Source organism: Vibrio variabilis, from assembly GCF_003263785.1.
In the GTDB taxonomy this organism is placed as follows: Bacteria; Pseudomonadota; Gammaproteobacteria; order Enterobacterales; family Vibrionaceae; genus Vibrio; species Vibrio variabilis.
On sequence record NZ_JYJK01000073.1, the window covers coordinates 94306 to 113829 of the forward strand.

At 46.3% G+C, this 19524-nt stretch carries 19 protein-coding genes, 1 pseudogene and 1 riboswitch; of the genes and pseudogenes, 12 read left to right on the plus strand and 8 right to left on the minus strand.

Going from position 1 to position 19524, the window contains the following annotated elements; genetic code table 11:
* Positions 1-11: 11 nt before the first annotated feature.
* A complete protein-coding gene (locus TZ48_RS11295; protein WP_112462508.1) occupies positions 12-146 on the plus strand; it encodes a TIGR02808 family protein in 135 nt (44 codons plus the stop codon).
* A 164-nt stretch (positions 147-310) separates the two neighbouring features.
* A complete protein-coding gene (locus TZ48_RS11300) occupies positions 311-3460 on the plus strand; it encodes an HD domain-containing phosphohydrolase (protein ID WP_162674552.1) in 3150 nt (1049 codons plus the stop codon).
* 58 nt (positions 3461-3518) lie between these two features.
* Here the strand turns inward: TZ48_RS11300 and secF are convergent, their stop codons facing one another.
* From secF to TZ48_RS11315, 5 genes and pseudogenes are all read right to left on the minus strand, one after another.
* Positions 3519-4421, minus strand: coding sequence for a protein translocase subunit SecF (gene secF, locus TZ48_RS11305; protein WP_112479222.1), 903 nt, complete (start codon positions 4419-4421; stop codon positions 3519-3521).
* A 2-nt stretch (positions 4422-4423) separates the two neighbouring features.
* A pseudogene (secD, locus tag TZ48_RS26330) lies at positions 4424-5571 on the minus strand (protein translocase subunit SecD); the annotation flags it as partial.
* Between the two features lie 11 nt (positions 5572-5582).
* Positions 5583-5888: a hypothetical protein gene (locus TZ48_RS26335; RefSeq protein WP_420822934.1), complete on the minus strand. Its 306-nt coding sequence runs from the start codon at positions 5886-5888 to the stop codon at positions 5583-5585.
* On the minus strand, positions 5857-6243 hold the full coding sequence (locus tag TZ48_RS26340) for a hypothetical protein (protein ID WP_420822935.1): 387 nt from the start codon (positions 6241-6243) through the stop codon (positions 5857-5859). Before TZ48_RS26340 ends, TZ48_RS26335 begins: the two co-directional genes overlap by 32 nt.
* A gap of 106 nt (positions 6244-6349) precedes the next feature.
* Positions 6350-6868, minus strand: a complete 519-nt coding sequence (locus tag TZ48_RS11315; protein WP_162674553.1) for a hypothetical protein — start codon at positions 6866-6868, stop codon at positions 6350-6352.
* Positions 6869-7042: 174 nt separating this feature from the next.
* Here TZ48_RS11315 and TZ48_RS11320 point away from each other — a divergent pair, with 174 nt between their 5' ends.
* Positions 7043-7348, plus strand: coding sequence for a hypothetical protein (locus TZ48_RS11320; RefSeq protein ID WP_112479224.1), 306 nt, complete (start codon positions 7043-7045; stop codon positions 7346-7348).
* Between the two features lie 108 nt (positions 7349-7456).
* Here TZ48_RS11320 and TZ48_RS11325 read toward each other — a convergent pair whose 3' ends face one another.
* Complete coding sequence (locus tag TZ48_RS11325) at positions 7457-8125, minus strand: flagellar basal body-associated FliL family protein (RefSeq protein WP_162674554.1); 669 nt, start codon at positions 8123-8125, stop codon at positions 7457-7459.
* Between the two features lie 443 nt (positions 8126-8568).
* Between TZ48_RS11325 and TZ48_RS11330 the strand changes: the two genes are divergently transcribed.
* The 3 genes from TZ48_RS11330 to TZ48_RS11340 are packed head-to-tail and all read left to right on the plus strand — an operon-like array spanning position 8569 to position 11671.
* Positions 8569-9498 carry a phosphate/phosphite/phosphonate ABC transporter substrate-binding protein gene (locus TZ48_RS11330; RefSeq protein WP_162674555.1) on the plus strand — a complete coding sequence of 310 codons (930 nt, stop codon included), beginning with the start codon at positions 8569-8571 and terminating at the stop codon, positions 9496-9498.
* 11 nt (positions 9499-9509) lie between these two features.
* Positions 9510-10247 (plus strand): hypothetical protein, encoded by a 738-nt coding sequence (locus TZ48_RS11335; RefSeq protein WP_112479227.1) that lies wholly within the window; start codon positions 9510-9512, stop codon positions 10245-10247.
* A 5-nt stretch (positions 10248-10252) separates the two neighbouring features.
* The gene (locus TZ48_RS11340) at positions 10253-11671 is read left to right on the plus strand and encodes a putative bifunctional diguanylate cyclase/phosphodiesterase (RefSeq protein WP_162674556.1); all 1419 of its coding nucleotides are present in this window, start codon (positions 10253-10255) and stop codon (positions 11669-11671) included.
* A gap of 50 nt (positions 11672-11721) precedes the next feature.
* Here TZ48_RS11340 and TZ48_RS11345 read toward each other — a convergent pair whose 3' ends face one another.
* A complete protein-coding gene (locus TZ48_RS11345; protein ID WP_112479229.1) occupies positions 11722-12696 on the minus strand; it encodes a GGGtGRT protein in 975 nt (324 codons plus the stop codon).
* A gap of 14 nt (positions 12697-12710) precedes the next feature.
* Positions 12711-13403 (minus strand): iron-sulfur cluster assembly scaffold protein, encoded by a 693-nt coding sequence (locus TZ48_RS11350; RefSeq protein ID WP_112479230.1) that lies wholly within the window; start codon positions 13401-13403, stop codon positions 12711-12713.
* Between the two features lie 98 nt (positions 13404-13501).
* Positions 13502-13565, minus strand: a riboswitch (Fluoride riboswitch).
* A 315-nt stretch (positions 13566-13880) separates the two neighbouring features.
* On the opposite strand from TZ48_RS11350, the gene TZ48_RS11355 reads away from it, so the two are divergent.
* From TZ48_RS11355 to TZ48_RS11380, 6 genes are all read left to right on the plus strand, one after another.
* Positions 13881-14159 (plus strand): ArnT family glycosyltransferase, encoded by a 279-nt coding sequence (locus tag TZ48_RS11355; protein ID WP_112479231.1) that lies wholly within the window; start codon positions 13881-13883, stop codon positions 14157-14159.
* Between the two features lie 44 nt (positions 14160-14203).
* Complete coding sequence (locus TZ48_RS11360; protein WP_239670819.1) at positions 14204-15592, plus strand: ArnT family glycosyltransferase; 1389 nt, start codon at positions 14204-14206, stop codon at positions 15590-15592.
* A 409-nt stretch (positions 15593-16001) separates the two neighbouring features.
* Complete coding sequence (locus TZ48_RS11365; protein ID WP_112462494.1) at positions 16002-16184, plus strand: hypothetical protein; 183 nt, start codon at positions 16002-16004, stop codon at positions 16182-16184.
* Positions 16185-16386: 202 nt separating this feature from the next.
* Positions 16387-16788 carry a hypothetical protein gene (locus TZ48_RS11370; protein ID WP_112479233.1) on the plus strand — a complete coding sequence of 134 codons (402 nt, stop codon included), beginning with the start codon at positions 16387-16389 and terminating at the stop codon, positions 16786-16788.
* Positions 16789-16922: 134 nt separating this feature from the next.
* Complete coding sequence (locus tag TZ48_RS11375; protein WP_112479234.1) at positions 16923-18983, plus strand: protein-disulfide reductase DsbD family protein; 2061 nt, start codon at positions 16923-16925, stop codon at positions 18981-18983.
* Positions 18976-19494: a protein disulfide oxidoreductase gene (locus TZ48_RS11380; RefSeq protein WP_112479235.1), complete on the plus strand. Its 519-nt coding sequence runs from the start codon at positions 18976-18978 to the stop codon at positions 19492-19494. The genes TZ48_RS11375 and TZ48_RS11380 overlap by 8 nt, the downstream gene beginning before the upstream one ends.
* Positions 19495-19524: the final 30 nt, after the last annotated feature.

Consider the following 19524-nt stretch of genomic DNA (forward strand, 5'->3'; position numbering starts at 1 on the left):
AGGAGCACTGAATGAGCACATTAGAATCGGTTATTTGGCACGTGCTTGGCTATGCGGCAATGCCGGTCATCATCTTGTCTGGATTTGTTGGGGTTGCAGCGGTATCACTTTGGCTGCTCTCTCTTGGCAAAGACAAAGAGATATAAACACGATCCAACTATTATTAAGCCTCGCGTTCGCGAGGCTTTTTTTATTCGCAAACCTAAATGTCTACTATATTTAAATACATCAATAAAATTAGATAAATAGAGTCAGGCTCCCGCCATACCGTACAGGGAGAACCATGACCTCAACTAGGTTTCGCTTGTCCATGTCTAAACAGTCTAGTGGGTTTAAAAAGCTCTCAATTCGTCATGCAGTCGCATTGCTCTTCATCGTTGTTATTTCAGCTACAGCGATACTTTCTGCCTCTTTGATTTATTCCTTAACCAAACAGCGAGAAGTCGACACTGCGCTCAGCAAACTAGGACTCGTTTCCTCTATCGTATCGGATAGATTAGAGCAATTTGACGATGTCGGTGAGCAAACAACCAACCAATTAGCATACTTGCTCTCAACCACACCGGGGAAAAAATCCACTACTGAGTTAATCGAGATATTTGGTGCCGCTTTCGTCGGCAATGACTTTTTACACAGTATCTATGTTGGTTTCGACGATGACCACTTTGTCCAGTTGTTTAACCTTGAAGCCGACTATATCACTGAGCATCTCGACCTAATGGAAGGCGAAACTTGGATGGTTGTTGAGCATCAAACCAATGGCAATGCGCGCACAAAAAGCACTCGATATTATTTTGATACCCTAGAGCTAAGCCGAGAGGTGGTGACTCTTAGCAACTACTACCCGACAAAACGGGGTTGGTACACTCGTGCTACGCCCGACTCCGTGAGTAAATCGCACCCTTACTTATTCCACAATATTAGGATCACCGGGCAAACCTTCTCGAAGCGCCTACCGGAGAGAAATGCTGTTGTTGGCGTTGATATTTCCTTAGCCCAACTTGGTAGTCACTTTGAGCAGTCCCTCGGCAACGTTGAGCTGCTCAAGGGTGCAGAAGTCTATGTAAGCACATTCGATGGTCGTATTATTAGTAGCAGTCATTTTGATTCAAAGCAGAGTAACCTTCCTTATGTGGAGCCCATGCCACTGAGCGATGATCAAATTACAACTGTCATTGACGCTCCGACTTTGACGGTTTCCAACCAACTCAACTGGGAGCCTATCGACTTTGCTATAGGCGGACAACCCTATGGTTATTCGCCCGATTTATTTAGGCTGATATCCGACACGACTGGGCTCCAGTTTCAGTTTGTCAACGGACTGCTTTGGAGCGAACTCGTAGAAGATTTTCAAAGCAAAAATATAGATATTCTTCAACCTATTGCTACTGGCAACTCGACAACCGATTCCCACATAGAAGGCAACATACTCTTCGAGCTTGATTATGCACTTGCCTGTCACACTGAAAGTGCGACTTTCCGTTCTCTCGCCGATTTGTCGGGTAAAACCATCGGTATGATTGATGGATGGTCTGTCATAGAGAAGCTCATCGAGTCCTATCCAGAGATTACGGTATATCGATATGCGTCATATAGCGACGCGCTGAAAGATGTTCATGAGCGACGAATTAGTGGTGTGCTCGACAACCGAGCTGTGCTCACTAATAAGCTCAAGCGTACCAATAAAGACACACTCAGGCTGCAGGCTATTGAGCACGTCGAGGTTCTGCCCAAAGGGTTTACCTATGTCACCAGAGATGAGCTACGTCCTTATGTTGAAATTATCAACCAAGCACTTCAGTATTTAGAAACCACTGGTGCTATCGAGCAGCTCAATCAACGCTGGCTCAGATCCCCACAGCAAACTTTCGGCCACGTAAACAATGAAACTCTGCTATCACGAATCTCCGACTCTCGTAGCTTTGGAAAAATCACGGCCATTGATATCGATGACCAACCAAGCTATGTCTTCGTAGACCAAGTCAATACCGTCCCAGCAGAATACCTAATCGTTGCGTTACCCGAGGAAAAAGTGCTTGGGCAAGTGTATAAGTACGTCATGTACAATGTTGCGTGGACTTTGGCGGCACTGGTGATCATGGTGCCGATAGTGTGGTACTTCAGTGCACCACTCTCCAACCCAATATATCGACTGGTTAAAGAGACTGATAAAGTCAAACGCCGTCAATATAATCGAGTCGAAAAGCACAGCAGCCCAGTTCGTGAAGTCGATGAGCTTTCTACCGCCATCTTCGAGATGTCTCAATCCCTAAATCAATATCAGCAATCACAAGAAGAGTTCATAGAATCAATTATCCAACTTATTGCGAAAACCATTGATAGCAAATCCCCATATACAGGCGGGCACTGTCTACGTGTCCCAGAGCTTGCACTCATGTTGGTTGACGCGGCTGAAAAGGCAAAGGATCCCGTGTTTGAGAATTTCCATTTTAAAAATGACGCGGAGCGCCGTGAGTTTAGGATAGCCGCTTGGCTGCATGATTGTGGAAAAATAACCACGCCAGAATACGTTGTAGATAAGGGGACTAAGCTTGAAACCAATTACAATCGCATCAACGAAATCAGAACTCGCTTTGAAGTGTTATGGCGAGATGCGGAAATAGAGGCGCTGAAGTCTGAAATTGACACGCCAGAGAACAAACAACACATTATCGAAGCGCTCCAAACCCGCCAACAAACGCTTCGCGAGCAGTTTGCGTTTGTTGCTAACGTCAATATCGGTGGGGAGTTTTTAGATGACCAAGACAAAGAGCGACTCCTCGAGATAGCTAAACAGCCGTGGCAACGGTATTTCGATAACCGACTCGGTCTATCGCCGGTAGAAGAGAAACGCATGCCCAAACAGAGTGCTTCGCTCCCTGTCACTGAGTCGCTGCTCAGCGATAAAGCCGAGCATGTTATCCATCATCACAGCGAGATTTCTTATCCACCCGAGCTTGGCATCAAAGTGGATGTCCCTGAGCATTTGTATAACCTAGGCGAGCTGCACAACCTCACCATATCACGCGGTACACTAACAGCTGAAGAGCGCTTTAAAATCAACGAACATATGATCACTGGTATCCAAATGCTGAGTAGCATTCCATTTCCAGAAGACTTACAAAACGTCGAGCGCATTGCCACCACTCACCATGAAACAATGAAAGGGACAGGTTATCCACGGCAACTAACTGGAGACGAGCTATCCATTCCCGAACGAATTCTGGCGGTTGCTGACATTTTTGAAGCACTTACTGCCTCTGATAGACCATACAAAAAAGCCAAAACCATTAGTCAATCACTCGATATTCTGCACAATATGGCGCTAGATAACCATGTGGACATCGAAGTCTTTCGCTTGTTTGTCCGCAGCAAAGTGTATATGGATTACGCCAACCAGTTTTTAGAGCAAAGCCAAATTGATACGGTAGATGAGAGTAAGTACCTCTCTGACAGTTAAAGCAGGCTAAATCAAAAAAGGGCACCACGAGGTGCCCTAACTTTAAGTCAATCGTTGATTAAGGTGCCGTATCAATTTCAACCGGTTGATAGTGCTTCGCTTCAAGATGCAGCCATTCTGGGATAACCGTACCCATCGAAATCGACGACCATGTACCAGAGAAAATTCCGATAAACATCGCCGTGGCAAACCCTTGTAGCGCGTCACCACCCAGCAGCCACAGCGCTCCAACAGTGATGAGCGTGGTACCAGAAGTCACCATGGTACGCGCGAATGTCGCGATGACAGCTTGATCGCTGACATCTGCCGTTTGCTGATTCGGCTTCAGCTTGAGGATTTCACGAATTCGGTCAGCGATAATAATTGAGTCGTTCAACGAGTAACCCAACACCGCTAAGACCGCAGCGAATACTGTTAGGTTAAACTCCATTTGGGTTAACGCGAAGAAACCTAAGACTAAAATCACATCGTGCAACAGCGCAGCAAGCGCACCACTTGCTAAACGCCACTCAAATCGGAAGCTCAAGTATCCAAGGATACACAGCAAGCAAACCAACAGAGCTAGGCCACCTTGGTCATATAACTCTTGACCAACCTGAGCACCTACTATGCTGTCGCTCACCACTTTCGATTGCGGATACGCATGCGCTAGCGCTTCTTTGAACGCTGAGTGTTTCGCTGCGTCTTGATCAGCAGCGTAACGAATTGTCCAACGACCTTCTTCGCCCGATTTAGTGACAGAAATCCCCTCGCCCAACACGGGCGTCAAAGTGTCTCGCAGCTCACTTTGAGTCGTAGCACTGCCCAACTGAACTTCTGATACCACACCTCCAGTGAAATCTAGGCCAAGGTTCAATCCACGGATTCCCACCGCAGCGACAGACAACACCACTAAAGCAATCGATAGTATATTGGTGAAATAACGAACGTTGCGAATGTGCGATTTAAAAAACTGTTTCATGTTTAAACCCTTACCTCACGACGAGTGTCGCGACCCCAAACAAGATTGATGATAGCGCGGGAGGCAAAAATCCCCGTAAACATACTAGTGAGTAGACCCAGTCCAAGCGTTAAAGCAAAGCCTTGAATCGGGCCATTACCAATGGCGTATAAGATCACCGCCGTGATCATGGTCGTGATATTGGCATCCAAGATTGTCGCCACAGCGGAGTTAAAGCCTGATCAATCGCTTGAGCAAAACTGCGACCTTCTGCCAGTTTGTCTCGAATACGCTCAAAGATAAGTACGTTGGTATCCACCGCCATACCCACGGTAAGTACTAAACCAGCGATACCCGGAAGTGTTAACACTGCTCCTGGTACTAAGGCAATCAAGCCAAGTAGACAAGACATATTTAGAATCAGTGCCACATTCGCAACCCAGCCCAAACGACGATACCAGAGCGCCATAAAGGTCAAGGTCAGCCCCATACCTAGTGCCAACGCCGCAAATCCATTCTGAATGTTTTCTGCACCTAGTGATGCACCAATAGTACGTTCTTCTACAATCGTGACCGGTGCTGTAAGGGAGCCCGCTCGCAGAAGAAGTGCAAGTTGTTGAGCTTCCTCTAGATTACCTGAACCCGTAATACGGAACTGACTACCAAGCTGAGATTGAATCGTTGCCACACTAATGACTTTCTCACTGCGCTCCGTCTCACCACGGGCATTCACACCATACTCCCGATACACAGTTGCCATCGGTTTGCCAATATGTGTAGACGAGAAGTCGCTCATCTTCTTGCCACCTGCGTGATCAAGCGAGATATCGACTTCTGGGCGTTTCATTTGGTCGAAGCCCACACGCGCATTCACGATGTGTTCACCCGTCAATACCGGCTTTTTCACCAGCGTAACAAACTGACCGTGTTCGTCTTTAATACGCAATGTCGACACTGGATTGGATGACGTACTGACTTCATGAAATGCGAGGCTAGCGGTTGCACCAATCACGCGCTTTGCGAGAGAAGGGTCTTGGACACCCGGAAGCTCGATACGGATACCTGTGCTGCCTTGGCGCTGAACCATCGCTTCTGTGATACCCAGTTCTTCAATACGCTGGCGCATGATCTTAAGGTTTTGCTGCATGGTGAGCGTTTCAAACTCAGTGTAAGGCTGTGCTTTCATCGCAATCGACAACGCATTGCCCTCCCCCTTGGCTTGCCACTCAGGGTAAGTTGCGTTGACAAACTTACGAACCGCGATTTCGCCTTGCTTGTCTTTGGCCGTAATGCGAATCGCCGTATGCGACTCTGTCTTACTGACACGCCAAATACACGCTCATCTCTAAGCTGCTGTTTAATTTCATCAATCACAGCATCTCGCTGCTCTGAGACTGCCTGGTTAACGTCCACGTTGAGTAGGAACTGAACGCCACCACGTAAATCGAGACCTAGTTTAATCGGCGTAAAGCCATAGATTGAAGCCATTGCGGCGCAACTGATCTGTAAGAGTAAGACATGGTGTCTTCTTTACCCACCATTTGCCCAGCACGTTGCGAGCATCCGTTTGCTCAGCTTCGTTATCAAATACCAGCTGAGCAACATGATTCTCGACAGTGATCGACGTCGTTTCAACGCCTTGCCCTGTCAACAGTGAATTGATTTTAAACGGCGTATCTAAATACGTGTTCTGCTCGCTTAACTTAATCTCAATCGCGGGTTTCTCGCCAAACCAAGACGGCATCGCGCTAAGAGCTAAAATGATGCAGGTGACGACCAATACGAGGTACTTCCAAGTGGAATAATGATTCAACACTGCTCTGGGTTGTTTTTTTGTACGCATAGTTTTCCCTCAGCCCAATGGCTGAATATATAAAAATGGAATGCACTAGAGCGCCCGTGCGAAACGGAGCACAAGACTAGTGACTAAAGAAACATCTGGGGGAAAACTAAGCGTAGAGCGAGCTTAAATAGACGTACAAGGTGTTGCCATCTTTCCAACCACTCAAACGGTGCTGAGAAGCTGCATGGCGAAAATAGAAAGGAGTGAGCAGTCTAGAATCTGCTGAGCAAACAAACTGTTCAATGTAGCAAGAAGCACCTAAGTCCGCGATTTGAGTGTAGTCTGGCGCTTCTTGTTCACGTGACTCATGACCGCTGTTGAACCATCGCCACGAAGACAAAATACCTTGCGCGTCATGCTCACCAAATGAGTTAGACGTTGGTCGATTAGGTTTGCGTGGATGGGTTGGGCGCTGGTTTAGTTTCGAAGAAAGTCTGTTCGATAACTCACGCGGTGTGCCTACTGACTCATGAGACGCATCATAGGCGCTTGAGGAATGCGCCCATGCAGCTATGCTTGTATTGACAACGCGGTCACCTTCAAAAGTATCAGATGCAGCAAACCCGATTGGCGCGAAGAACGCGACAACAAAAGCGAGCAAAAATGACACACTGAACTGACTCAAAGACAAAACCTCAACACTAACAGGCTCGCATTATGTGCCTAACCTAGTTAGAAGACAAATAAAAAAAGCTAAACCATTACGACAAAGCGTTTAAAAGCATTTCATGTCTGTCATCTTGAGGTAATACCGGTCAGCAACTATATTCAAAACGGTAGTGGTGAAAAGGAAAAGGCAATGGAACTGTCACAGAATGAAAGACTTACACTCGTCAAATACGCGCTAAGTGTGCTCGATGGCTGGGGCGCATCCAACCATCAAACCGAGGCCATTCTTGATCTTTCGCAAGAGCAGCACGCTCGCCTCAAAGTGACGCCAGCGACTGTACCGGTAGGGCCATCGACCTTTGAGCGTGTGCATCTTATTGTCGAAATAGATGGCCTGCTGCGCACCGCATTTGAAAGTTCTCATTTTATTAATAACTTCATAAACGTGCGCAATAATTCCAAAGCATTTAATGCTACGCCCCATCGAACACATTGAGCATGGCGATCTCACTTCAATTAAACGATTAAAGCAATGCGTACAAGAAATGGCTCGAACGGCAGAAAAAGAACGCGATCAATCTCCTTGGTAATCGGTTAACTGGGACTAAAAGATTTCCCCGCTAGCAACATTCAAATAGATTTTATGCTCGGCTTCAATACCACCGCAGTAGGTAAAGTAAACGCTGTCTTTGTGATTGATTGACTTGATCCAACCGCCGACTTCTTCAAAGTCCGCTAGGCGACATTGTTTGCTATTGATAAGTTGGGTACTGGCATCAAGGAAGGCTTCTTGAAAGCTCATATAGTTATCACTGTTCTCAATGTATTCCTGCAATATATCGAGCCAATCACTGCCCGATAATTTTACCGGTTCTACAGACAAATGAGCACTATTGACCCACTGTGACACTTCATCTGCGCCTTCTTCCAGCTGATAAATTGGCGCGATTCGAATCCAATCACCACGTCTCTCCATTACATTTAACTGCTCACCATAATAAGCAACACCATCTGGTGTCGACGTGCTCTCTGGCTGCAAGTACACGGTCTCAACGGATCGAGAAACGTAATATTGTTTAGGGAGTGGTTTGGGTTCCGGAGTTGGCTCTTCGATTTTAGAAGGCTCGACAAGGGTTTGAGGAACCTGCGCTCTGCGATCTGTGCTGGTTTGAGGTGGTTCAGACTCATCAAAATAGCCAAAATAATAAGCCACCCCGCCACCAGCGGCCAGAAGCACAGCAACTATGCCAAGTCCTAATAAAATTCTTTTCACTGCTACCTTACCCTGCGCGCGCCATATACCGATACAGACACTGTATCGGCTCGTACGGGCTCAAGTTTAATGAATAATTGGGCTGAGTATCAAATCCTAAGCTAAGTCAGCCAATTATTTTTGGCGACACAAGCATTCACAGGGTAAATGATTGTGTTAACATTCCGAACCATAACAAATAGTTCCGTTACCAAAATTCATTCGTTTAATTGGCTCTGACTCGACATCGTGAGAGTCATTCCATAAGTAGTGCCTCAAATGTTGCCGGCTATCCTATTTTATTCGAATGTCGAGAGCTATCACCTAGTATATCTGTATTGTTATTTATAAGGCTTGTTGTAATGTGTGTAAGTTCTCTCTTTAGTCCGGTGTTAGCCCATACACTGTACCTAAAAAGCTCAGTGCTTAGAATGCTCGGACTTGTCGCCATAGTGCTTACTACCATGAGCTATAGTGTTGTCAGTACTGCATCGACATATACAGTGGATGAGAAGCCCATCCAAGCTTTGCAAAATCAGACCTTCACCATAGGTGTATTAAGTAATAAAGCACGCAAACACATCGGTTTTACTTCACCTATAGCAAAATACCTGGGTCAACAACTCGCCCCTTATGGTTATACAGAGGGACGCGTGAAGGTGACCAACTCCATCGTCGAATTAGGGCAATGGCTGGACACAGGTGAGGTAGATATGGTCTCGGAAACCTTGTTTGCTGCTCTAAAACTTCAGCAAGAGCACAACGCGGACATTCGTCTGCACCGCTGGAAAAAAGGACAAGCGGATTACCAAACCGTGTTCTTTGCACGCAAGGATAGTGATATTCATACCCTTGAAGATCTCGTTGGTAAGACATTAGTACTCGAAGACAGAAGTTCCACTTCCGGCTTTTACATGCCAGTACAAACCCTTATCAGCCAACAATTGGCGATGACTTCTCAATCTGCTCCAAGTCGAATTACCAATCCGGACAGCATCAATATCATCGTTGCTGGTGATGTACTTCGCCGCGCAGATGAGATTTCCCTCTCAACCTGGGTTGCACATGGTCAAGCTGACGCGGGCGCTTTCGCTAATACCAACTGGGACGACTCTGGTGATATGCCACCACACATAAAGCCGGATATGGCGATCATTTATCGTACCGAGTTCATCCCTCGCAGTGTCATTTTGATGCGAAGAGATTTGCCATCGCAAGTGAAGCAAACCATTGAAACCAGTTTGGTTAATGCCCATCAATCAGCAGAAGGAAAAGCGGCACTGTATAAGTTTCAGAAAACCTCTAAGGTTGAGGCATTCTCCCCTGCACGATTGCAATCTTTCGCCGACTACAATCAGTATCGCATGCAAATCGAAAGCATGCGGTTTAAATAGGTAGGCGGACAATGAAGCTGAAGTTACGACTACAAGGGCAGTACATGCTAGTGACATTCGCTCTGGCAGTGGTGATGACGCTGACCAGTGCAGCGGTGCATTTGTGGTTAGCGTCCAATCACTCACAACGTCTACTTCACGAACTCACTGTGCAGAATAGTAAGACCTTTCGAACCGAGCTCAGTAAGCGTGCTGAGCAAATGTCGAGTTATCTGTCTAAGTCAATGTTCGATCCTCTCTATATGTATAACTTAGAAGAAGCGGGCTATTTGCTAGAACCACTACTGCAAATGGATGAACTCAAAAGTCTGGTCGTTTTTGATAAAAAGGGGCATGTGTTTCATGACGGCGACCCTTCACTTAAGATGCTCGGAAGAAATCTGCCATTTGCCTATGATGTCAGCGCAGTCTTAAGCCAAGGTCAACGAGTTCATAACTTTTCTGATGAACGCCTAGTCATCATTCGCCCGATTCAAGCGGCGGACGAAATCATTGGTGGGATTTATATGGAATTTTCATTAGATAAAGTCGACCGCGATATCGCTAACATGGCGACACTGATTGAATCGACCAATGACCGCTCTCAAAAAGCCCTTTATCTTGGCGTATTAGGCGCTGCAGTACTGTTACTCTCTTTTTCTGCGCTGATGGCTGCCATTATCTCTCGTCACTGGAGTCGGCCGTTGGTTAAACTCACTGAGCAGGCGGAGTCCATTGGACGCGGTGATTTCAAACTCGCGCAAGCATGAGCACAGTGAAAAGACAAGATGAAATCGGCAATTTGACTCTCGCTGTTCAGTCTATGGCGTCCAAGCTTGAACAGCGCACTCAGAAAATTTCGCACCTGGCTTACCATGATGCATTGACCGATCTTCCAAATCGAACCCGCTTCATTCAACACTTGCAAGGCACGATTAAGTCCTACCCTGCAACATCGTTTAGCGTGTTATTTGTCGACCTTGACGAGTTTAAGGTTATCAATGACAACTATGGTCATGACAGTGGCGACTTTTTGCTGATGCGACTAGCAGAAAAGCTCTCCACATGTGCACGCGAAATCACCAACGATCATCCACTGACTATGATTTCAAGGATCGGCGGAGACGAGTTTTTGATGTTGATCCCACATCTTAAAACGACGGAAGATGTCGATGCCTTAGTGAAGAAAATCTTCCTTGCCGTTCGCTCTCCTATTCTGATGGAAAATGAAGAACTGGTGGTTGGAGGGAGTATCGGTATCGCTCGCTATCCACAAAATGGTAAAACCGCAGAAGATCTGATCAAGAATGCCGATATTGCAATGTATCGGGCAAAAGCTGATGGTAAAAACACACACAAAGTGTTTACACCGAAAATGCTCAAATCGGTCACGCACCGAGCGAATATCGAGCGCGAACTTCGACGTTCACTCGCCGATTTACAACAATTTGAGCTTTGGTTCCAACCTTTGGTTTGCTTAAAGACGGGCCGGATCATGGGCGCGGAATCTTTGGTTCGATGGCGCCATCCCGTATTAGGTATTGTTCCGCCAACCGACTTTATCCCAATCGCCGAGGAAACGGCGATGATTCTACCACTTGGTCAATGGCTCATTGAACGCTTATGCTTCCAGATTCAGCAGTGGATGCCTTACTTTGCACACGACTTTCATGTTTCTATTAATATTTCATCCAAACAACTTTATCGACAAAACCTAGTAGAAATGTTCGCGTTCTACATGGAGAAATACCATGTTCCTGCACGCACTATCCGCATGGAAATTACAGAAAGCTTGCTTCTGCAAGATGAAGATGAGGCTGAACGTACGCTGAAAGAAATCCGCGCAAGTGGCATTGAAGTTTGGCTAGATGATTTTGGTACCGGCTATTCGTCACTGAGTTACCTTCGTCGATTCACGGTGGATGGTATAAAAATCGACCAGTCGTTCGTCCGTGACATCATTACCGACTCCAAAGATCAGCAGCTCGTTCAAGCGATGGTCGCCATGGCCAATAACCTTGATTTACTCGTTGTTGCTGAAGGCATCGAAACCAAAGAGCAAGCCAATACTCTGGCTAGAATTGGCTGTGAAATCGGTCAGGGTTATTACTTTGACAAACCCATGCCGGTCGATGACTTTGTTAAGAAGCTAATTAATGAAAGTGAATCCAACGTCATTGAGTTCAAACTGTAAAGCTGGTATTCGTTATTGAGCGAATGCCAGCTCTACTGTTATTCGCTCGGTTATCGATTGAGCATCTGATCAACCTCGACTGCCAGCGCTACTGAAGCGCCAACCATTGGGTTATTGCCCATTCCAATAAAGCCCATCATTGCAACATGTGCAGGGACTGACGAACTTCCAGCAAATTGCGCATCAGCATGCATTCTGCCCATCGTATCTGTCATACCATAACTTGCAGGACCTGCCGCCACATTATCCGGATGCAAGGTTCTGCCTGTACCCCCTCCCGATGCCACTGAGAAATATGATTTACCTTGCGCTAGGCGCTCTGATTTGTAGATCCCAGCAACCGGGTGTTGAAAGCGTGTTGGGTTGGTCGAATTACCTGTGATACTCACATCGACATCAGCAGCATGCATGATTGCGACGCCTTCTCTAACCTCATCAGCACCATAGCATAGGATTTCACCGCGCTCTCCCTGGCTAAAGCGCTTACGGCTAATCTCATTCAATACCCCATTTTGATAATCAAACTGCGTCTTAACATACGTAAAGCCATTGATACGGGATATCAGGTAAGCTGCATCTTTACCCAATCCGTTGAGAATCACTTTCAGAGGTGTTTTTCTCGATTTATTCGCATTCAACGCTATTTTGATCGCCCCTTCTGCTGCCGCAAATGACTCATGGCCTGCCAAAAATGCGAAACATTGTGCCTCCTCACTTAATAGTCTTGCCGCCAGCGCACCATGACCTAAGCCAACCTGTCGCTGAGCCGCAACGCTGCCTGGTTTACAAAACGCTTGAAGACCTTCTCCGATGGTCAGAGCTGCCTGCTGTGCCGTCGCCACTTTTCGATGTAACGCAAGAGCGCTACCAAGCGTATAAGCATCGCAAGCATTATCAAAAGCGATAGGCTGCGTCTCAATGACCAACTGCTTAGGGTCGACATTGTGCTGAAGACAAAACTGATAAGCTTGCTCTAGCGTTTCCAAGCCCATTTCATTCAGTAGCGTTTGTGTTGTGATAGTCATAATAGGCTCCTCAATTAGTCTTGGCGTGGGTTAACGAAAGTTACGGCTTCATCAAATCGACCGTAACTGCCTTTTGCCAGTGACATGGCCTCATCTGCAGCTACGCCTTTATTAACTTCCGCCATCATTTTCCCAAGATTGAGATATTCATAGCCGATGATCTCGTTATCGGTATCTAACGCAAGTCGAGTGACATAACCTTCGGCGACCTCCATATACCTTGGTCCTTTAGCTCGCGTAGCATAGCTGGTACCTACCTGGCTTTTTTGAGTTTTTCCCAAGTCCTCTAACGCAGCACCAATTTCAAGCCCGCCTTCTGAAAACGCCGATTGCGTGCGGCCATAGGCAAACTGCAAAAAGATTTCGCGCATAGCAACGTTGATTGCATCACAAACAAGGTCTGTGTTCATTGCTTCAAGAATGGTCTTACCGGTGAGAATTTCAGAAGCCATGGCAGCGGAGTGCGTCATGCCCGAGCAACCAATTGTTTCAATCAGTACTTCTTCAATAACACCTTCTTTCACATTGAGTGTCAGTTTAGCGGCACCTTGCTGAGGCGCACACGCCCCGACACCGTGGCTTAAGCCAGAAATAGCGATGACCTCTTTTGGATTAACCCAACGACCTTCGACAGGAATAGGCGCAGATGGATGCAGTGCCCCTTGCTGAATCGGACACATAGATTGAATTTCGTGGGAGTATTGCATGGTGTTTTCCTCTAAAGGGAAAACAGGTGTAGGAATCGGCTTAGATCTACAGTTACCGCGTGCCATGATGTCACACGAACAAGTTACACCTGTTTTCAGAAACTGTAGGAGTCATCAGCCAACTGGCGGTTAAGTAGGTGGAACCCCATCACCTTGGTGGCAATAGTAGATCCAAATCACACTTTTTAGCAATAGGCAGCACTAGAACCATTCGTCATAACAATTTATCGCTTTATACCTATCTCGATGTAAGTATAGAATTATCAATCGTTACAAAAACAACATATAAAGCTAACGTATAGGAAGGTATCCTTCTGTCAGCACGACGTTAATTTTTGTGGAAATACAGTTGTATTTCAGAGAGAAACTATTGATGCATCAATCCTAGCTAACTAGAATTTACCCCTTTTATCTTAGTGAATGTTTTAACATGGCGCTCGCAAGCTATTTTACTTGCAGCAACAGTGGAGAAAAAAAGTGTCAACAACGCAATCCGGTGATCAAAACCAGAGCTGGAAATTTATTCTGGTACTCGCCATTCTCGCGGTGGTGTTTAGTGGTCTTTTCGATCACGATGTCTGGACGCCAGACGAACCTCGAGTCGCTGCGATTATTCATAGTATGTACCTAACTGGGGACTATATCATTCCTCAATTTGCGGGCATCTCATTCGTCGAAAAGCCGCCTGTTTTCTTCGTCATGTCGACCCTTTTGATGCATGCCACTGGACTCGATGCCATCATGCAGGCCGTCTAGCACTCTCCTTACTTTGTCTTGGCTCATTAGCTGCGACCTACCGTATTGCTTACCTTTTCAAAGGTGAAAACTTTGCTTGGATAGCACTTGCTGTTCTGGGTACCTTGGAAGGTTTTGTACTCAACTTCCACTGGCTTCGAGTTGATGCGGCGCTGATGTTTACCACTATTGCTGCTACGTGGGCTTTCAGTGAGGCATATCTACGCCAAAAACTTGGTTACTTAATTGTTGCTGGTGCCTTTACCGGTCTTGCTTTTTTAAGCAAAGGCCCTGTTGCTATCGTGCTATGTATCGGCCTGGCTTGGGTACCACTTGTACTGCGTGCGCTGCACTTACGTAAACAATTCCCAGAGCAAGCCTCTCCGATGGGTAAGTTCATCACTATGCACCTTATTGGCGTTGCAACCATGTGTTTGGTCGCCGCTAGTTGGATATACCCATTCTACAAAAATGCCTCTCCGGAACTTTGGAAGGCTTGGTTCTGGGATAACCAAGTCGGCCGTCTGACTGGTTCGGCAACGAATACATTGGGTCACAACCACGCCGGCAAACCTTTCTATTACGTAAAAGGAATACTTGAATACAGTGCTCCATGGACGCCACTACTCGTACTTTGGCTGGGTCACTTTGTTTATAAACTACGTCAACCAAAACAACTGTCTTGGACTGACGGTTTCCTCGCATTCTGGTTTGCGTTAGCGATTTTTGTGTTGTCTTACTCGGTAACAAAACGCTCAATGTACCTAGCACCATTAATGCCATTATTTGCGCTGATTATTGCGGATGCCATCGTGACGTTAACGGGTAAGTGGTTCGATTGGTATCGCCGCGCTTGGCTGGCTTTGATGTCCTTTGTGCTGCTCGCTTTTGCTGTGGTTCCCCTATGGTCTGGCTTGCTTCCTGAGCACAAAATTCCACCAGCACTGATGGAATGGCTGAGCACCTGGCACTTAGTGGCACTAATCCCGCTAGTCGCCATCGTTCTGATGATTATTGTTGAGCGTAAAGGTTGGCCACAGTGGAGTAAAATGGCGATTATGACGGCTCTGTTTTTCTCTAGTGCATTCACGTACTTGTTCCCTGCTATCGACATTGCTAAGGATATGAAGCCAGATCTGGCTGCGTTTGTAGAACAAGTACCAGAAGAGAAGCGTGATCGCATTGCGAGTATTCGCTTCTCAGAAACCATGACGTCGATTTTCTTCCTATATCACGATTGGTCTGTACCACGCGTCGATAAAGAGCGTGCACAAGCGATCCTTGATGGTGTCGACCCAGAGTATGACTACCTATTATTAGACAGAAGTAACTCAACACAAGAAGTGATTCAGTTTATGGGCTTAAGAGCCGATACTGAATATGAGATTCTCGCTAAGGGTACGCCGCGAAGCGATAAGGTGAATGATGCCGTATTCTGGCTCACTGGTAAGTAAAAGCGAAACAGCCCTATCAAGCCCCTTTTGTTAAGGGGCTTTTTTCATCTCTCGTCAGCGCGACCTTGCAACGATTCTTTCGATTAAGATCACACAAATACGTGTACACCTTGTAACAGCACACACAGCGTTAACAACAGGTTACAAACTTTTTTACTAATACTAGTTGAGTATCAAGCAGTTAATGAGGTGAGTCTCAAATCGGATGTGCACCACCTATAAGAGCCGCCGTTTCATTGCCAGTTCGCATTGGAATCAGTTAGCATAAATCCCTATCATAAGCGCGCGGTCGAGAGACTACGCCGCTCAAACCACAATCTGTTGCAATAAAAACCAAACAATTGTCACAATAAGAAGGTAAGATAACGGCGCAACGCAAATAATAAAACAACGTCACAGGCTCAATATCATGTTCGAACAAAAACAATTTGAATTGATGAAAAACACACTTCAGGGAAAAGTAAAAAACATTGATGTTATCCCAAGCTGTAGCAAGGAATCACTGCTCGATGCGATTAAAGGCGCTACATCCGTCAACGATCTTATCGGCATTAATAAAGCGATTTTGCGATTGGTTAGCAAAGCCGCCTAGACAAAACAGCCCAAGAAGAGCAACCATCGCGTTGCTCTTTTTTGTCACTCCATTAGCAAGCTCTTATTCCCACAGTCAATCCACCAGGCAACATTCAGTCGTTGTGAGAATCATTTTCACTTGATCTTTCTCAATAAAACGTTAACGTATTTGCTCTTAACTTTGGGCTTCCGCCCGACTCTCATAAATAGAGAAAGATTTTTTGCAAACCTTCAGACACACCACTTTTCGCGTTTTGCTCCTGCTTACTGCCCTTCTGGTAGTGGCTCTGTGTGCTCTGAAAACCAATGTCGCGTATCACAGCAACCTTCAAGCAGCTCCTGCCACATCAACAAGTACGCTAAACCTAAAAGAGTTACTCGATAGTGAGTCTCTAGACAACATCGTTCACGACTCGGCCACAACTGCAGAGCCCTGCTTTGTCACTAAGAAGCTTCTTACTCAATCTCTTCCTAGCATCGAAGACCTAACACCTTTTCTGTTTCTTATTGCGCTCATTGCGGTAGCTTCTACTCGTCTTTTGCAGCATAAGCCCTTCAAGCGCTCAGATGAGACGCCTACAAAGTGCCGGCTTCATCTAACGCTCTGCACCTTTCGGGAATAAAAAAGTATTCACCAAGGTCTATTCATTACTTTTTGGAGAATACTGTGTCGAATATATACACTGAAACTAAAAATGCCTCTGCTAAGGCACTTCCCCTTGTGCCGTCAATACGTCGGCAGCTAAGCATTGCTTTGATGCTAGTAATAACAAATGTCGCCGCGCTTTACAGCGTGAATGCTCTTGCTCAATCAACAGGTTGGATCACGGATCCCATGCATCCACCGGTGAAAGTAAGAGCACTGTCCACCGGACATATCGACCCAACCACCCGTAAAATGGAGATGGTAATCGATGTCGAACTCGACGGTGATTGGAAAACTTATTGGCGCAGCCCCGGTGAAGGGGGTGTTGCGCCTGAGTTTGATTGGAGCGGGTCAACCAACATCGAAAAAGTCGATTGGCACTGGCCTGTACCTGCGTACTATGAGCAGTTGGGCGTGCTCACTTTAGGCTATAAACACGAAGTAAGTTTTCCGCTTATCGTAACGGTTAGTGCCCCGACAAAACCGATTGTGCTCAAAGCAAACCTACGTTTGCCAAGTTGTACCAATATCTGTGTGATTACTGATTATCCGATCGAACTCACCATAGTTCCTGGCTCGCTAAAACTGGATGCCGATGCGGCCTATTTGTTTGGGCAAGGAATGAGCCTTACTCCTAAAGTCAGTGAACAGGTTCAAGTTGCTGATAGCTACTGGGATCAACAAGCACAAACGTTAACGCTTAAGCTTAATTCCAAGACAGCCTGGTCAAAACCGTTTGTTCTTGTTGATGGGAAGGACGTGGCAGATGAGTTCTTCTCTCAACCTAAGCTGACTATCGATGGGCAATCACTCTACGCCAAGTTTGACGTTAGCAACTGGCTCGGCGAAGCTAATATTGCCGATAAACGCATTCAAGTTACCGTTGCAGATGAACTGATTCTGGCCGAAACGTCGACAATAGTCACCACAAGCCCTATGGCAGTACCTAATCAAGGTGGGTTATTGTGGATGCTTGGGTTTGCTCTATTGGGTGGCCTTATCTTAAACATTATGCCATGTGTACTTCCGGTACTAGGGATGAAGCTCAATTCCATCATCTCTGGTGCAAGCCAATCAAGAAGCCAAGTGCGCTTGTCATTTCTTGCTTCTTCAGCCGGCATTATTACTTCATTTCTATTGTTAGCTGGTGCACTTAGTGCATTAAAGATGGCAGGTCATATGATTGGTTGGGGAATTCAGTTCCAAAGCAGCGGATTTATTGTTCTTATGGCTGTGGTTACTTTGCTGTTTGCCGCCAATCTACTTGGATTGTTCAATATTCAACTGCCAAGTTCGATGAGTACTTGGCTCGCCACAAAAGGTGACCAAAGCTACAGCGGGCATTTCATTCAAGGTATGTTTGCGACCTTGTTAGCAACGCCCTGCAGCGCACCCTTTCTTGGAACGGCCGTCGCTTACGCGTTAGGCGCTAGCTACGGTGAACTGTGGCTCATTTTCGCCTTTTTAGGCCTTGGTATGAGCATTCCTTGGCTGCTGTTTACCGTTTTTCCTGGACTAGTAAAAGCGTTCCCTAAACCAGGGGCTTGGATGAATAAGCTCAAGCTGATGTTTGGCGCAATGATGTTATTGACCAGTCTTTGGTTGACCTCTTTACTTTCCACATTTATTGGCACAGCCGCCACTATTGCGATTATCGGCCTAATAGTCCTCACAACTTTCATTCTGATCGGAAAGGTCTACGGGCGAAAAGCACTCATCTTGATGTCTGGTTTTTCGGTGTTTGCGTTAGGCGGCGGTTTGATTATTGGCAGCGTTACTGCAGATAGTTGGTCAACTCCAATTGTCGATGATCTCAACTGGCAACGGCTGGACGCCCAATCCCTTCCTTCGCTGGTTGCAGAAGGTAAAACGGTATTTGTCGATGTCACCGCAAATTGGTGTATTACCTGTAAAGCCAACAAGATTAGTGTCGTCCTCCAAGACCCAGTCTACCGTCAACTGCAGCAAGACAATGTTGTCACTATGCGAGGTGACTGGACTACGCCAAGTGACAGTGTCACAGGTTACCTGCAAAGCTATGGTCGATTTGGGGTGCCATTCAATATTGTCTATGGTCCTAAACACCCAGAGGGAATCGCCCTACCTGTTATATTGACTTCGGAAAGCGTTACCCAAGCGCTGAATGCTGCAAATGGAACGCCAAATGACTAAACCAACAGGGTGGAAACACACACTAATCAAGTGGAGCAAAGAGCTTGTCAGTATCTTCATCCTGATAACGCTAGTATCACTTGCCATCGATTGGTACCGAAGCTTAAACATGCCTCAAGGAGACGCTCCAGCAATACAGGCTATCACTTTGGATACCGTGCCAATCGACATTATTGAGCAAAGCCACGAAGAGCCAGTCGTGCTTTATTTTTGGGCAACTTGGTGCGGGGCATGCAAACTGGTCAGCCCTTCAGTGGATTGGTTTTCCAACTACTATCAAGTGGTATCCGTGGCGCTCTCATCAGGCACCGATGAGCGTGTACGCCAATACATGAAGGCTAAGGAATATGAGTTTCCTGTCATCAACGATTCCAATGGCTTAATAAGTCGCCAGTGGAATATCAGCGTCACTCCGACTATTGCTGTCATCTACAAAGGCAAAATTGAAAACATCTCGACTGGCGTAACAACGCCAATGGGATTATGGCTAAGAATTTTCTCTGCTCAGTAACTATTTTCTCTGCTCGGTAATTATCTGAGC